11 protein-coding genes are annotated in these 14,454 nt (G+C 66.2%); 5 read left to right on the top strand and 6 right to left on the bottom strand.

Features of this window, described 5'->3' with window-relative positions:
* Positions 1 to 65: 65 nt before the first annotated feature.
* From NZL82_RS19130 to NZL82_RS19105, 6 genes are all read right to left on the bottom strand, one after another.
* Positions 66 to 1,886 (bottom strand): TM0106 family RecB-like putative nuclease, encoded by a 1,821-nt coding sequence (locus NZL82_RS19130; RefSeq protein ID WP_261271293.1) that lies wholly within the window; start codon positions 1,884 to 1,886, stop codon positions 66 to 68.
* 753 nt (positions 1,887 to 2,639) lie between these two features.
* Positions 2,640 to 3,779, bottom strand: coding sequence for a PIN domain-containing protein (locus tag NZL82_RS19125; RefSeq protein WP_261271292.1), 1,140 nt, complete (start codon positions 3,777 to 3,779; stop codon positions 2,640 to 2,642).
* A gap of 169 nt (positions 3,780 to 3,948) precedes the next feature.
* A complete protein-coding gene (locus NZL82_RS19120; protein WP_261271291.1) occupies positions 3,949 to 5,352 on the bottom strand; it encodes a helix-turn-helix domain-containing protein in 1,404 nt (467 codons plus the stop codon).
* A 240-nt stretch (positions 5,353 to 5,592) separates the two neighbouring features.
* Positions 5,593 to 6,369 (bottom strand): nucleotidyl transferase AbiEii/AbiGii toxin family protein, encoded by a 777-nt coding sequence (locus tag NZL82_RS19115; protein WP_261271290.1) that lies wholly within the window; start codon positions 6,367 to 6,369, stop codon positions 5,593 to 5,595.
* Positions 6,347 to 6,649: a hypothetical protein gene (locus NZL82_RS19110; protein ID WP_261271289.1), complete on the bottom strand. Its 303-nt coding sequence runs from the start codon at positions 6,647 to 6,649 to the stop codon at positions 6,347 to 6,349. Before NZL82_RS19110 ends, NZL82_RS19115 begins: the two co-directional genes overlap by 23 nt.
* Before the next feature lie 681 nt (positions 6,650 to 7,330).
* Complete coding sequence (locus tag NZL82_RS19105; protein ID WP_261271288.1) at positions 7,331 to 8,083, bottom strand: hypothetical protein; 753 nt, start codon at positions 8,081 to 8,083, stop codon at positions 7,331 to 7,333.
* Between the two features lie 108 nt (positions 8,084 to 8,191).
* Here NZL82_RS19105 and NZL82_RS19100 point away from each other — a divergent pair, with 108 nt between their 5' ends.
* The 5 genes from NZL82_RS19100 (at position 8,192) to NZL82_RS19080 (ending at position 14,349) form a co-directional block, all read left to right on the top strand.
* A complete protein-coding gene (locus tag NZL82_RS19100) occupies positions 8,192 to 9,337 on the top strand; it encodes an exonuclease SbcCD subunit D (protein ID WP_261271287.1) in 1,146 nt (381 codons plus the stop codon).
* Entirely contained in the window at positions 9,334 to 12,411 is a 3,078-nt protein-coding gene (locus NZL82_RS19095) for an SMC family ATPase (RefSeq protein WP_261271286.1), read from the top strand. Before NZL82_RS19100 ends, NZL82_RS19095 begins: the two co-directional genes overlap by 4 nt.
* Positions 12,412 to 12,514: 103 nt before the next feature.
* Positions 12,515 to 13,702, top strand: coding sequence for a nucleotidyltransferase (locus tag NZL82_RS19090; protein ID WP_261271285.1), 1,188 nt, complete (start codon positions 12,515 to 12,517; stop codon positions 13,700 to 13,702).
* A 114-nt stretch (positions 13,703 to 13,816) separates the two neighbouring features.
* A complete protein-coding gene (locus tag NZL82_RS19085; protein WP_261271284.1) occupies positions 13,817 to 14,155 on the top strand; it encodes a hypothetical protein in 339 nt (112 codons plus the stop codon).
* A complete protein-coding gene (locus NZL82_RS19080) occupies positions 14,152 to 14,349 on the top strand; it encodes a hypothetical protein (protein ID WP_261271283.1) in 198 nt (65 codons plus the stop codon). Before NZL82_RS19085 ends, NZL82_RS19080 begins: the two co-directional genes overlap by 4 nt.
* The last annotated feature ends 105 nt before the right edge of the window (positions 14,350 to 14,454 follow it).

Raw genomic sequence — 14,454 nt, 5'->3', positions numbered from 1 at the left:
CGGGGGTGTGTCTGTCGCTCCTCGGGGCTTCGCCCCTCGTCCCGACAGACACACCCCCGCCATTCTCATCTAGATTGTCGCGCTGTTCTCACCTTGATTGTCGCGCAGCACGTCGGGTGGGGCATGAGCTCGGCGAGGCTCTCGGCATCGTTCAGCAGCGCCTCGCGGTCCATGTCCTGCCGCGCGAACATCGCCCACCAGGACGGCTTCGCCTCGCGGCGGTGGAACTCGAGCAGATCGACCAGCAGCCGGCGCCACGGCACGTCTTCGCCTTCGATCAGTGCCTCTGCTAGCCGACGTGTCCGTTCCTCGGCCTCGGTCCGGGCGGCCGCCTTGGCTGGGTCGGGAGTGCCGACCTCGCGACCTTCGAACCATGGCATGTCCGCAGGCCGCAGGGAGAGCAGCCAGTCTCGGCACATGCGGGTCGAGCGGCAGTCGATCTCGTTGTAGTCGGCGATCTCGCGCAGCAGCTGCTCGTCACCCAGGCGTCGCCAGCGTTCGTAGATGATGATGCTGTCGCCGGCGTTCTTAACTTCACCCTGGCGACCGCCGGGCAGGTAGAAGGCTTCCATGTTCTTGATCGAGTAGCGCGGCTCAGATGTCCGGATGGACTCCGCGACGACGCGGTAGAGGTCGACGAACCTCTCGCCGCGCAGCAGGTCGTCCACCTCCCCCTCGCGCGTACCGTGATACATCGCGAGCTTCTTGAGCGCGGTCTGCTCGTACGCCGCATAATGATAGATGTGCGCTGCGGGAAAACGGGCGAGCCGGTCGACCATGAAGTCGACGGTCCGCTCGAACGCGCGTTTCTCGCTGTCGCGATCATGCGCCCAGAACTCGTGGAACCGGTCCTCGCCGTCACCGTCGAAGGCGACGAGGCCGAAGAGATACTCGAGCCCGCCTTCGAAGAGCGGATCGCCTTCCATGTCGAAGAACATGTCGCCGTGATCGGGCTGCGGCAGTCGCGCGAAACCGCGGCCGGACTCCAAAGGCAGGGTCTCGACCATGCGTTCCCCCGTCCGGCGCTGATGCGCCTGGAGCCGCGCCTGGTTCGAGAGACGCACCACGGTATCCGGCTGCATCCCGTCGACGCGGGTACCCGCCGGCAGCAGGCCGAGCGTTCCGACGTCGTCGATGCCGGCACCCCGCAGGGCCGCGATCTGACCACGGCCCATCCCCGCAACGATCGAGAGGTGATCGGCGGCATCCCATGCCTGTTCGCAACCGTCCGACCACCGGCAGAAGGTGCAGTGTCCGCACGGATCGCCGGCCGACGTCGCCGGCGGCGCGTCGACGTACGCTTCGAAGCGGCGGCGCGCGAAGCCGAAGTAATGCAGCACCGACGACGTACGCAGCGAGGTGATCTCGCCCGACCCGAGCACCACGTGCATCTGCGGAGGGACTATGCCCTGCACCTTGGCGAGCATGTCGGCATAGACGCACAGCTGCAGCACGTGCTTGGCCTTCGCCGACCGGGCCAGCTTCGTATCGGCGACATCGTACGCGTAGGCGCCGAGAGACGAATGAACGTCGTCGCGCCGGAGGAGGAAGTCGGAGTAGCCGTGCCAGCGCCCCGCCAGGAAGGCGCCTTGGTACACGACGTCATGACCTTCCGACATCGCGCGCCTGGTCGCGTCGGCACGCTCCTCGAGCGTTCCGGTGGAGGCGATCTCGACCACGGAACGTCCCTCCTCCTGCAGACGGCGCAGATAGGCGCGTTCGTGCTGGATCCCCTTCTCCTGCAGCAGCGCCGCGCTCTCGTCTTCGGTGGCGAAGGTGGTGGGCGAGACGAGGTTCCGCACGTCGAGTATGGTGGCGTGGCCGCAACCCATGAAGTTGACGAGGTCGCTCGCCGAGAAGATTGTCCGTCCGCCGTAGTTCCGCATCTGTCCCCCGATCCGCGGATCGCCATCCGCCGGACGGCATGATGCACGTCCGACATGATGCCGTCACAGGACGATTCCTGTCGCATGGGGATGGTTGACGATGTCCTACCGCGACGCGATCGATCGTCCGGCCGTGGCGTCGTGGGCCGCGTGCGCGGGAGGTGGCGGACAGGGGGGGAGGGTGACATCTGCGTCACCCTGGGGTGACGCAGATGTCACCCATAACAGACCATACTATCCAGCGTTGATGGAGCCCGCCCTCGACGCCCGCCTGACGCTCCGACCGCAGCGGAGCTGCGCATCGTCGCCAGGTCCGCGCGAAGGGATTCCGGTTGCATGGACCGGACGGAGGTTCGGCTTTCCGAGGGTTCGGTGGATTGTCGTGGGGGGCATCGCGCGGGAGAAGCGTTCCGGTATCGTGACCTTCGTGTGCGAGGTACTGCGGTGCCGGCGAGGGCCGGATCGCTCCATCCCCGGCGGGCGGACGCCGCCGCAGTCCGGTTGGCCTCCAGCGATACCCAGATCGCCGGTGGCGCTGCGGATCGATGCGGGGGCATTCCGCCAGACAGCGTTGGGAAGGCATGATGCTCGCGACCGGATCCTGAACTTGCCCGAAGCGGGTTCGGTAGCCGTCGCTGGCGGGGAAGCAATCGCGTCGATGCCGAATAGTCGAAGTTCGACTAAGCGATCCCGTGGGCGACTGAAGGCCACGATCGTGCCATCGGGCCGATCCCGGTCAGCCCGGGCGGCTCATCACCAATCGCCGCCACGAACGTCCCCGTAGTCGACCTCGACGTATCCGAAGTCCACCGAGAGAGACGACCTGTCGATCTCGAGATCCACGATCTCGGGATCGGGATCGTCGTCTTCTCGGTCGATCGTGACCAGGACCTGCACGTCGAACTCCTCCGTGGTGCTCGCCTGCGCTCCCCCGATCCCGATGTAGTCCTTGTCGATCCCGTCACGCACGGTGAATGAGAAGAATGCCTCGAAGGTGGCTTTCGCGACGAGAGGAAACGCGAGCGTCACGTGTTCGGCATCTGATGCCACCACGTCGAAACGAGGTTCCGCCACCTGCCAGCTGTCTATCGTGGCGACCTCGTCTTCGGTTTCAAAGGAATAGGGCGCACTGGCTTCGACGTGGAAGACCTCGACCGCTTCTTGGAGCGCTGCATCGATTCCAGCGTGCAGCCGCAGTGCGGTTCCCGCTGCGAGGTTGGCGGCCAGTCGCGCCGCGACGAACGCGTCGTCCTTGTTGAACAGGTTGAGTGCCGGTGCGAGCGCAGGCACGACGATCACGCGCGGGGACTGCTCCGCGTACCGACCCCAGTCACCATCGCTGCTGACCGCGAGCACGAATCCGTCCTGCCGCTCCGCCCAATGCTCGAGCGAAAGCAATGAGATCGCATCCGGAAACTCACTCTTCTTGTCCGCCTTGGCCGAAAAGGGGGGATGGGATCCGAAGTAGAGGTCGTGAAGCTGTCGCACGGTCGGTCCATCGTCGACCGGCAATCGATCTGCACCCACTTCCGCCATGAAGGCCTCGATGAGCGCCGTCGCGCGCACACCCGCGTCTGCGGGAACGCCGGCGTCCTGCATCGCCTGCGCCGGATCGATGGCGACCGCAGCCGCCTTTCCGATCTGCCGCAATGCGCTGCGCAGCTGGTCCGACTTGGCCTTCATGTCGTCGCGAATGTGAGCATGGACCTCGTTGAGGACCACTTCGGAGAAGAGGAGGGTGACGTCGGTGCCGGTGAACTGGCCGAGCGCCTTTAGCAGCTTGGACTGGAAGTTGTAGCCGAGGTGGTGAAATTCGGTCGTGTCGAGCGTGAAGCCAGCGATCTCGCCGGCCTCGACGAGTTGCTTCAGTTCGTCTTCGGTCTTTTTGGGCATCGGCGACGTCTACGCCTTCACTTCACGTTGGGCGAGGGCTTTCAGGACCGAAGGATCAGAAGCGGTAGCGCAATTTCCATCGCCGTCACCTGCACCGGGTGGGCGGCCTCGTGGGATCGCAATCGGGATCGTCCGCCCCTGAACGCCGATCCTGCTCCATCCGGCCGACTCAGGCTTCGTCCCGCAGGTATAGACGTGCGTCGCCGTCAGTGACCGTATCGCCCGGGTCAGGCGTCGCCGGATGGAAGCCGGCTCCGAGAAGCAGGTCATGGACGATCGAGTGTCGCCTCTCGATCAATGCGAAGACCGGTTTCCCCTCGATCGAGCCGAGCAGTTCCTCGACGAGCCTGGACAGTTGCCCCTTGCCGTGATGATCGGGATGTATCGCCATCCAGTCGAGTTGCAGCTTGAACCTGATGTGATCGGCTGACGCCCCGTCTCGCTCGAACACCGCAGCCCTGGCGGCGGCCGTCGGCTTCTTCAATGCCGCGACGGCGACCACGGTCTCCTTGTACGTCGTGAAGCCGATCAGGAAACAGCGTCGAAGCTTCGTTTCCAGGCTCCCGATCGATGCGGGCTCGCCGACTTCGACGAGCAGACCGGCAACCTCCTTGATGATCTCCGGGGGGCAATCCGCAGGCGCTGAAACTCGGGTCGTGTATATGGTCGAAAGATATCGTTCGCGAACGATCCGGCTCGCCTCGGCGAATGCCGCGCGCCCTTCGTCTTCGGAAAGTTCGCGAGCGTATTTGCCCTTCAGGGTGAACTGGAACGGCTGACCGGCAATCACGCCCTTCAACAGTTTCCGGTCCTCCCAGATCTGCTCGACGAAGGCTTCGATCAGATCGTCCATCTCGCGATTTCGCACGGGGTCATCACGGGAATCCTGTCGGAAGAGGGTGCGCATGCGCGTCGCGATGTCGTTGGTCTGCGCGTTCATGCGCTTCGTGTAGGCGAGGACGTCGTCGATCGTGCTTGCGGTGTCGCTGATGTTGGAGTCCGCCCAGCCGAGCTGATCGCTCATGCTTCTTATCGTGCCCGCCAGGCTTTCCTCCAGGTTGCCGATCTCCTGCGTGATGTGGTCGGCCGCGGACTCGAAGCGCTCGGCGAACACGCGCGCCTCGTTTTCGAGGAAGATGCTCAGCAGTTCGGTGGGGTGGAGGGCCCGATTTCTGGATCCGTCACGCCGGCAGTAGACGCCCTTCGGCGTGCAGTGTGGCTTCGTGGGACTGGAGGGGATCGAGATGCGCAGTATCGGCTTGTCGCTCAGATTCTCTATCGCGATGTCGACGGAAACGGGGGGAAGGCAGCTGATCGCCTTGTTGAGAAGCTGAAGTATCGCATTGTCGCCGACGTCGCATCCCCGGACGACGCCTACCTGGGTGCCGTCTACGGTTTTTTCGTCGACACCGGCCAGGATGGTGCCGCCCCCGGCCGAATTGGCGAACGACACGAGATCGTCCGCGCTGATGCCGTCGGAACTGCGCTTGAAGTCGACCTGCTGTCCTTCGCCTGCGGCAAGATGTTCTCGCGTCGTTTCGCTGAGTGACTTCAATCGCTTGGGGTCGGTCATGGAATTCCTGGTCGGGCCTGGCGAGTTGTGAACAGGGCGCGCGTCGACTTAGCGTCGAGCGAACCGCAGGCGGCTGCGGGGAGGACGAGCGTCACTTCAACCTGATCCGGCTCGCTTCTCGATCCCAGCCGATCGCTCAGGTGTCTGTATCCGGCGCTCGGTTGACCGGCGGCTTCCTTCGTTGATGGACGGGCCGATCGGAAAGATGTCATCGCCGGGAGGGCTGAAAGGCGCTGGCGGTCATCGTTCCTGTGATGGCCGTTGTGCGTGGAGCGACTGGCTGATCGGCCCTTTCACCATCGAAGACGCTCGGGCACTGACGATTTCTTTGTACCGTTCGACCATCGAGGCCATCTCTCGGGCAAGTTCATCCGTTGTCTGCGGGCCCTCCGACGAAGCGGTCTGAAATCCGGGATCCGTTACTGCGAATGGTCTGGTGAAGAGGGCCATGCGGTTCGCATACGGAAAGTGGGGCAGCTTCCTACGGATCATCTCGTCGACCTGCAAGAAATCGCGTCCCTGGCGTTCCACGAAGTGCAACAGGTCGAAGGCATCCCTACTGATCCAACGTTCGGCTACCACCATCGACTTCAGCTTGAATATGGTGTCCAGATCAGCGACTTTAACATGGCCGTACTCGAGAGGTTTCGCCGCCTGCAGGACGTCGATCTCCTCTTTTCGATCAGGACAGAAGAAAGTTACCTTCGTGCCGTCGACCATCCAATCCTGGTGGACGTCGTCGATATCCTCGCCATCGTTATCGAAGGTTTGTCGCGCAACCAGGCTGGTGACTAGTTCCGGCTTTTCCGGTCCACGGATGTGCGTCAGGATGCGATTTATCAATGGTCGATCGAGCTTGGATCCGAATTGCACGAAGTCGAGATCTTCACTGACGCGATGGTGGACCTGCAGCGCCATGGCCGTTCCGCCGATGAGGAGGTGATCGCGGATTTCTCCGACGCCCTTCAAGCGGGATAGGACACGCTGGGTGGATTCAGGAAGCGCGTTCAGGTGCATTGCGCACTCCGCTCAACACCGAGGCGTAGATGGGGTCGAGAACCTGCAGGTGGACCGGCGTGAGTTCGTCCTCGATCCTCGATCTGACCCGTTCAATCCTCTTCGTGCCCCAGAGTGCGGCAGCCAGCGCCAAATCCACGCGGGTCGGATCGACGAGGATCAAGGCGATCATCGTGTCTACATCCGAAAGTCCCGGGTTGGACCACCATCGGTTCTTCTGGAAGATCTGCCCGAGCGGCCGCGGCGCGTCATTTTCCCTTTCCATGTTCGTTACGTCCATCGCCTCAATCCCATGATGGCGTTCGAGCAGCCTGCGACCTAGGCCGACGGTCTTGCCTCGATCGAGCCCGACGCTGAAATGCCTGGCAAAGCCTATCGATCACCGAGTACGACACGGTACCCGATCGATATGGACGCCATTCGAGCTCGAATTGAAGGCCCTGAGCCTCTCTGGTCATCGTATGCGCCTCGGCAATGCCATGCATCTTTCATCCTCAAGACTAATGTAGCGGACTCGGCTCCGCAGGTTAATACCCTCCCCGGTCGACCGATGCGTTCCTCCGTGCTCGAAGTGCAATTCCATGCATCGGCGGAGGTCAGCGGAATGACCGCTCGGCCGCGGGCTGGAAGAGTCCGGCCGGAATGCAGTCGAGAGAACATCCTCCGTGATCTCTGCTACCTTCGATTGCTCGGGAACCTCGAGCCGCGGGCCGAATGCGTGTTCGTACTGGCTGGCCGCCTGACGCTCCGACCGCACCGGAGCTGCGCGTCGTCGCCGGGTCCGCGCGAAGGGATTACGATTGTATGGACCGGACGGAGATTCGGCTTTCCGAGGGATCGGTGCATCGTCGTGGGGCATCACTCAGGCGAAGCGTTCCGGAATCGTAACGGTCTACTCGGGGCGGTGCCATAGCGCTGCGGGGGCGGATCGCTCGATCCCCGGCGGCGGACGGCGCAGCCGTCATTCGACCGGGACGCGCTCCAGCCTGGAGCCGGGAAGGTCGAGTCCCCACCGGCGGTCGAGATAGAAGGCGAGGGCGGCCCGCGTCTCGACGACGACCACCTCCTCGCCGTCGAAGCCGTATTCCTCGCGGGCGGCCTGCCGCTGCTCCACGGAGAGGTCGGACCGGAGCCGGAGCGCGACGCGGACGATGGTCTCCCACTCCTCGTCGCGGGGCAGCGGTTCGGCCAGCGGCTCGGTCGCGAAGGTGCTGGCGTCTGACACCCGCACGGGCAGATAGTCGCGCCATTCCGCATGCCGGAAGCTCCACGCCCGGAAGTGGAGCCGCTCCCCGTCGAAGCCGATCCGAGCCGGCGCGATCCACTGCGAGGTGGTCCGACCCGAGCTCATCGAGACGTAGTCGATCTCGATCCTCACGTTCCGGTCCATGGCCCGGTAGAGGTGGCGCATGACGGTCGCGGGGCACTGCCGATCGGGCATCGGCAGCGAATCGAACCGCTCGCCTGCGCCGTCGGCGACGACGTCCAGCATCGGCGGGAGATCGTCCGCATCCTCGAGCCCGAGGTGCCCATCTGACGCGACGTACGTCTTGCGCACCGTGTCGTAGACCGGAAACGGCTCGCGGCAGCGGGCGAGATATTCGCGGAAGTCGACCGCCGCCTGCGCCTGCGAGATGCCGAACCTTCGGATGAGGGCACCGCGCGTCGCCTGACCACGCCAACGGAAGCACTGGTCGAGGTACGCCAGCCGCATCCTGACCGTCGGGCGAAGTTCCTGGGCTTCCATCATCCGGACGCTACTTGACGACTCACCCAATGTCCATCTAGCTTCTATATGTATAGTCACTGTACGGAGGGGCGCGTGAGGATCCTGCACACTGCCGACTGGCATCTCGGGCGTCAGTTCCACGGGGTGCCGCTCGACGAGGACCACGAGTCGGTGCTGTCGCAGGTCGAGACGGCGATCGCCGCGCACGTGCCTGACGTCCTCGTCATCGCCGGCGACATCTTCGACCGCGCGACGCCGCCCCAGTCCGCTCTGAGCCGCTTCGGCGACTTCGTCCGTCGGGTCGGGCGGGACGGCGGCCCGGCGATCGTCCTGATTGCCGGAAACCACGATTCGGCGGCCCAGATCGGGATGATGGGCGTGCTCGCCGACGCTGAACGTTCGCTGGTGCGCGGTCCGCTCGACGCGGAGGAGAGGCCGCTGATCCTCTCCGACGAGCACGGACTGGTCGCGATATCGGCTCTGCCCTTCTCGTACGAGTTCGCGGCCAGGGCCTGCTACGGCAGCGACGACATCTCCTGCCCCGCCGACGTGCTGCGCGAGCAGGTCGGCAGCGCCAGGCGGCATGTGCCCGACGGGGCGCGCTGGGTGGTGGTGGCCCACGCGTTCGTGGAGGGAGCGGCGACCAGCGACGGGGAGCGACCGCTCACCCGGGCCGTCGGCGGGATCGAGACGGTCCCCTCGTCGGTCTTCGAGGGTGCCGACTACGTCGCGCTCGGTCACCTCCATCGGCCGCAGGCGGTCGGCGCCGAGCACGTGCGCTACTCGGGATCGCCGCTCGCGTTCGGCTTCGACGAGGAGGGACACGAGAAGTCGATGACCCTGGTCGATCTCGCCGGCGACGGATCGGTCACCACCACCCTCATTCCGTTCGTGCCGCGCCGCCGCATCCGCACGCTGCGCGGCAGGCTGGTCGAGCTGCTCGCCGCTCCCGGGGGGTCGAACGACCTGATCGGCATCCTCCTCACCGACGAGGCGAGGCAGATCGATCCCATGAAGCGGATCCGCGAACTGTATCCCAACGCGGTCCAGCTCGCCTACGAGCGCGACGTGTCGACCGGCGAGCAGCGGCTGCGCGACGGACGGGCGGCGCTGGAGAGCCCGAAGGAGATGGTCGCCCAGTTCGTGGGCTTCGTCCGCGAGAAGGGGATCTCGGAGGCGGAGAGCGCGCTCGTCGCCGAGAAGCTCGCCGCTCTGGCGCCAGCGGGAGAGGACGCGTGAGGCCGGTCCTGCTCACGATGACGGCGTTCGGACCGTATGCCGGGACCGAGGCCGTGGACTTCCGGGAGGCGACGGATGCCGGCCTGTTCGGCATCTACGGTGCCACGGGCTCGGGCAAGTCGTCGATCTTCAACGCCATGACGTTCGCGCTCTTCGGCGAAGGCGCCAAGCGCGAGCAGCCGATCGGGACGATGCGGTCGGGCCATGCCGATGCGGACCGGCTGACCGAGGTGTCGCTGCTCTTCGAACTCGGGGAGAAGCGTTACTTCGTGCGCCGTCAGCCGGACCAGAGCCGACCCAAGAAGCGCGGTGAAGGCGAGACGACGGACGCCCACAAGGCCTGGCTGTTCGACGCCACCCTCGTTCCGGTGGACGAGGTCACCGTCGACAACTGCGGCACGGTCCTCGCCGAGACGAAGGTCGGCGAGGTGCTGAAACAGGTGAAGGACCTCCTCGGCTACGGCGTCGAGCAGTTCCGCCAGATCGTGCTGCTGCCCCAGGGGCGGTTCGAGCGCTTCCTGGTCGCCGACAGCGACCAGCGTCTCGCGATCCTGCGCGAACTGTTCGACGTGAGCCTCTACCAGCGTCTGGCGGCACGCATGAAGGACGACGCTGCGGCGGCGAGGCGGGAATATCAGGACGGCCGTCGCATTGTCGGGCAGCGTCTAGCGGACGTCGGCTTCGCCAGTACGGACGAACTCGCCGTCGGCATCGCCGCGGCGGCGGAAGCGGCCGCTGCACGCCACGTCGAGGCGGACGGGGCCGAAGCGGCTGCCGGGATCGCCGAACAGGCCCATCTCGCGGCCGAGACGGTCGAAGGCCTCTTCGGAGCGGCGGAGAAGGCCGAGAGCCGGAAGCTGGATCTCCTGCGCGAGCAGCCTGCGGTCGATGCCCTCCAGCTCGTGGTGACGCGCGCCGAGAAGGCCCAGCGGGCGGTGGATCTCGCCTCGCGTCTGACCGAGATGGACGCTTCGCGCCGCATCGCCGTCGAGGCGGAGGAGAAGGCGCGGGGCGCCGCCCGCGATGCCCGGATCGAGCACGGCAGGCGCGAGGAGGCGTTCCGGATCGCTAGGCAAGGCGCCGATCGGATCGACGGCCTGAAGGCGCGGATCATGGAGATCGACCGCCGCAAGGAACTGCTCCGGAGCGCGGAGGGTCTGGAAGCGAAGCTCGCGGCCCGTCGGACGGAATTGAGGGCGGCCCAGACGGCGTTCGACGCCGCCGAGGTCGAACGCGAGAGGCTCGACCGCCTCCGCGTCGATCTGGCGGACCGCGTCGATAGCGCACGCAGAAGCAGCGTGACGCATGCCGGCCTGTCGGCCAAGCTCATCTCGGCGAACGCTGATCTCGCCGCGGCCAAGGCCTACGACCTGGCCGAAAGGAGGTCCGTCAAGGCGAAGGCGGATCTGGCGAAGGCGCGGAAGGCACATGAAGCGGCGGCGTGCGAGGTGGAGCCCCTCCGTGCTGCGGCGGCCGCCGCCGAACGGTCCTTCATCGACGCCCAGGCGCAGGTGCTCGCAGGCATGCACCTCGTCGATGGCGAGCCATGTCCGGTCTGCGGAAGCGCCGAACACCCGTCTCCAGTAGAAGGTGAGGGCGATCCGCGTGAGTTCGAGATCGCGATGCGCTCCGCACGCGAGCTGCTCGACGACGCGGTGAGCAGAGCCAACCGCGCCGAGGCCGAGGCCGCATCCGCTGGGGCCGCTTCGAAGGAGCGCGAAGCCGAATTCGATGCGCTGCCGCGTCCTGCATCTTCGATTGCGGAGGTGGCGAAGGCCGTCGCCGAGTTGGAGGCCCGGATCGAGGCACTCGGTGAGGTCGTCGCCCCGGCCGAACTGGAGCAGCAGGCGGCAGCTGCCGGGACGGATCTGGCGGCTGCGGCTGCCGCTGCGGAGGGCACGCGCGAGATCCTCCAGAAGGCGCGCACCGACGAGGCCGTGGCCGCGCGCGCATACGACGACGCGATCGCCGGTGTCCCCGAACCGCTGCGTGCACCAGGCGTCCTCGACCGCGAGGCCGTCGAGGTCTCGGCCACCATCAGGACGCTGTCCGACGCGCTCGCCGATGCCGACGAGAAACTGCGCAAGGCGGCGACCGCCCGGGACACGACCGCCGCCGGGGTGACCGGCGCGGTCGATGCCGTCGCCCGGGCGGAGGAGGCGGTCGGCAGGGCACGTGCTGCTTTCGACACGAGATTGGTCGAGGTGGGGCTCGATCAGGCGTCCTATGACCTCGGCTGCGCGGACATCCCCAAGATCCCCGGACATGCCGAGCGCATCAACACCCATCGGAAGGAGGTGGCCATCGCCGAAGCCCAGGCGACCGCCGCGCATGACGCGATCAGGGGCGTGGAACGGCCCGACGTCGGGGCTCTGGCAGCCGTCCGGGATGGAGCGCGGGCCGAGCGCCTGAGGATGCGCCAGGTCGCCGCCGACGCCGACGCCGCGAGGAAGGTGCTCGACGATCTCCTGGCATCGCTGAGCGATCAGCTCGCGCGTCTCGCCCGGCTGGAGGAGGAGACGGGACCGTTGCGGGAGCTGGCCGAGGCGTTCGCGGGCGATAACCCGCTGCGGACGACGCTCGAGACGTTCGCGATCGGCGCGATGTTCGATCACGTGCTCGACGCCGCGAACCTTCGGCTCGATCCGATGACCGGCGGCCGGTATCGCTTCGAGCGCGACGTGCAGGCAGTCGGAGGCAGGACTCGGCGCGGCCTCGACGTCCGCGTGCACGACGTCCAGACCGGACGGCTCCGCGAGATCAGCACGCTGTCGGGCGGCGAGACGTTCATCGCTGCGCTGTCGCTCGCGCTCGGTCTCGCGGACGTCGTCGAGATGAGCCACGGGCGCATCCGCCTCGACACGATCTTCATCGACGAGGGCTTCGGCAGCCTCGACACCGAGAACGACGGCGGGACGCTCGACCGCGTCCTGCAGGTGCTTCAGGAGATCGTCGGTCGGAATCGTGCCGTCGGGCTGATCTCGCACGTGCCGCTGGTCCAGCAGGCCGTGCCGAACGGCTTCTCCATCATGGGGGGCATAGGTGGAAGCCGCGTCGAGCGGAGGGCCATGTAGTCCGATGTCGCAGACACACCCCCGGACGGCTCGGCGTGCGGAAGAGCACGTATTGCAAGCACTACAGTCGGCGGCTTCGGTCGCGAATGGAGATCGATGAGCCATGAGGATCGAGCCGCACGACCAGTTCCGCAAGGCCCGGCTGACGGGGGCCCTGGAGGCCATCTGCCAGCAGTTGGAACTGACCGAGACTCAGTATCGCGAGGCGCGGAGCCGGTACGAAGGCGTCGGCGGTTGGTTGGCCGAGTCCTCGGACCCCGCTCTCGCCGGTCTCGTGATCTACGTTCAGGGCTCGACCGCGATCGGGACCACCGTGAAGCCGATCGGGCGCAACGAGCACGACGTCGATCTCATCGCCCGCCTGACGCGTGCCGCGATCGGCCTGCCGCCGGCGGTGGTCAAGAGGATGGTGGGCGACCGGCTCAAGGAGCACGGCACCTATCGTCGGCTGCTCGAGGAGATGTGCCGCTGCTGGCGGCTGGACTACGCCAACGAATTCCACCTCGACATCACGCCGTCGATCCCGAACGTCGAATGCGCGAACGGCGGAGAACTGGTCCCCGATCGCGAACTCCGGTCCTGGAAGGCCTCCAACCCCAAGGGCTACAAGGCGCTCTTCGAACGACGGGCCCTTCTCCGCCCGCGGTTCCGTCTCGAGAAGCGGGACGTGACCTTCGCCGACCGCGCGGCGAACGCGAGCGTCGAGCCCTATCCCGAAGCAGGCGGGTTCAAGGGGCTGCTTCGCCGGGCGGTGCAGATCGCGAAACGTCACCGCGACGTGCATTTCGAACGCCGCAGGGGCGAGTGCGCGCCGATCTCCGTCATCGTGACGACGCTGCTCTCGCGGAGCTACGAGTGGTGCGTGTCCAACGCCGTCTACGACGACGAGTACGATCTGCTCGTGGACGTCCTGCGGCACATGCCCGACACGATAGGCCACGAAGGCGGGCGCTGGTGCATCTGGAACGAGACCACCGCAGGCGAGAACTTCGCCGAGCGCTGGAACGATCACCCGGATCGCGCCGCCTCCTTTTTCTCGTGGCACCGCGCGCTCACGGCCGACCTGGCGGATCTCAGCTCTATCGACGGCCTCGATCTCATCGGCGAGCGGATCGAGAAGGCGCTCGGCGGCACCCCCGCCAACGTCGCGGTCGACCACATCCGGGATACCACCGCTCGCGAACGGGCGGCGGGGACGCTGCGGTACGGCGCCGCCGGGCTCGTGGCGGCGACTGCCGCTTCGAGGGCGTCGTCGGCGCCCGTCCGGTCGAACACCTTCTTCGGCCGCTGAGCGACGGAACGCCGGGCACTGACCGCAGCCGAGCAGTACCTGGCGCTGCGTACCGCGAGCCACGTGTCTGGCGAGGGGCGGTTGCGACGCGAGCGCCTCACCTGGCGGTTCCCAGTGAGGCCCGACCCGCTCGGGCGCAGCTACGTCGCGCGGCTGGACTATGCGCTGACGACGGCGCCGCGGATCGTGATCGAGACGCCCGACCTCGTCGCACTCGCAGCCGGTCGTCGCATTCCTCACGTCTATTCCGAAGCGCCTGTGCAGCTCTGCCTGTATCTTCCCGACGCGTACGAATGGACGCCGAATCAGCGGCTGGATCGGACGATCGTACCCTGGACCGCCCTCTGGCTTTTCTACTTCGAGGAATGGCTCTGGTCCGGCGAATGGCGTGGCGGCGGCGTGCATCCCGGGGACAGGCCCAGGACACGTCGGCGCAGGAGGATGTCCAGGTGACGGCGGTGCTGAAGGCGGCTGCGCCCCGCGGTCGAAGCAACAGGCTGCGCAACGTGACGCGGCAGATCATATGGGCACGCGGCGCGGGGCGGTGTCACATGTGCAACGCCGATCTGATCGGCGATCTGGTCTCCGGAGCGGAGGACGCCAACTTCGGCTTCATCGCCCACATTGCTGCGCGACAATCAAGGTGAGAACAGCGCGACAATCTAGATGAGAATGGCGGGGGTGTGTCTGTCGGGACGAGGGGCGAAGCCCCGAGGAGCGACAGACACACCCCCGCAAGCGTCTTTTCTTTT

Origin of the sequence: Sphingomonas sp. LC-1, from assembly GCF_025371035.1 — a bacterium.
GTDB classification, from domain to species: domain Bacteria; phylum Pseudomonadota; class Alphaproteobacteria; order Sphingomonadales; family Sphingomonadaceae; genus Sphingomonas; species Sphingomonas sanguinis_E.
This window is presented reverse-complemented; position numbering and strand designations above follow the sequence as displayed.

Bases quoted from the DNA above. Each gene is read 5' to 3' on its own strand.
- NZL82_RS19130 (WP_261271293.1), bottom strand. From the start codon at position 1,886: ATGCGGAACTACGGCGGACGGACAATCTTCTCGGCGAGCGACCTCGTC.
- NZL82_RS19125 (WP_261271292.1), bottom strand. From the start codon at position 3,779: ATGCCCAAAAAGACCGAAGACGAACTGAAGCAACTCGTCGAGGCCGGC.
- NZL82_RS19120 (WP_261271291.1), bottom strand. From the start codon at position 5,352: ATGACCGACCCCAAGCGATTGAAGTCACTCAGCGAAACGACGCGAGAA.
- NZL82_RS19115 (WP_261271290.1), bottom strand. From the start codon at position 6,369: ATGCACCTGAACGCGCTTCCTGAATCCACCCAGCGTGTCCTATCCCGC.
- NZL82_RS19110 (WP_261271289.1), bottom strand. From the start codon at position 6,649: ATGGACGTAACGAACATGGAAAGGGAAAATGACGCGCCGCGGCCGCTC.
- NZL82_RS19105 (WP_261271288.1), bottom strand. From the start codon at position 8,083: ATGCGGCTGGCGTACCTCGACCAGTGCTTCCGTTGGCGTGGTCAGGCG.
- NZL82_RS19090 (WP_261271285.1), top strand. From the start codon at position 12,515: ATGAGGATCGAGCCGCACGACCAGTTCCGCAAGGCCCGGCTGACGGGG.